The sequence below is a fragment of the Savagea serpentis genome, assembly GCF_015351395.1.
GTDB classification, from domain to species: domain Bacteria; phylum Bacillota; class Bacilli; order Bacillales_A; family Planococcaceae; genus Savagea; species Savagea serpentis.
Window position 1 is genome coordinate 1 of the sequence record NZ_JADKPV010000020.1, and the last position, 403, is coordinate 403.

The following is a 403-nucleotide window of genomic DNA, read 5'->3' on the forward strand; positions in this document are numbered from 1 at the left end:
ACATTCAAAAAAATACCCTTTTAATAGGGGCCTATAGCTCAGCTGGTTAGAGCGCACGCCTGATAAGCGTGAGGTCGGTGGTTCGAGTCCACTTAGGCCCACCATTGAGTATTTGAGACCTTTTTTTATTTTATAAAGGGGCCTTAGCTCAGCTGGGAGAGCGCCTGCCTTGCACGCAGGAGGTCAGCGGTTCGATCCCGCTAGGCTCCACCAATAACTCCTTTTAGGAGTCTTTTGTTCCTTGAAAACTGAATAAAACGACATTGAAATAACAACGAAACAAACCGAGTAATACAAGAATGTCTTCTTTATATCGCTATAAAGAGCATTCCGAAATGCAGGCGCGGACATCATACCCCCGCACACCACATTTCAAATTAAAAAATTGACAAGAAACGAGTAA

General features: G+C 43.9%; 2 tRNA genes. Both read left to right on the forward strand.

The window, feature by feature from the left end:
• Positions 1–27: 27 nt before the first annotated feature.
• A tRNA-Ile gene (locus tag IRY55_RS13385) sits at positions 28–104 on the forward strand.
• Positions 105–137: 33 nt separating this feature from the next.
• Positions 138–213: transfer RNA gene (locus IRY55_RS13390), tRNA-Ala, on the forward strand.
• Positions 214–403 lie beyond the last annotated feature (190 nt).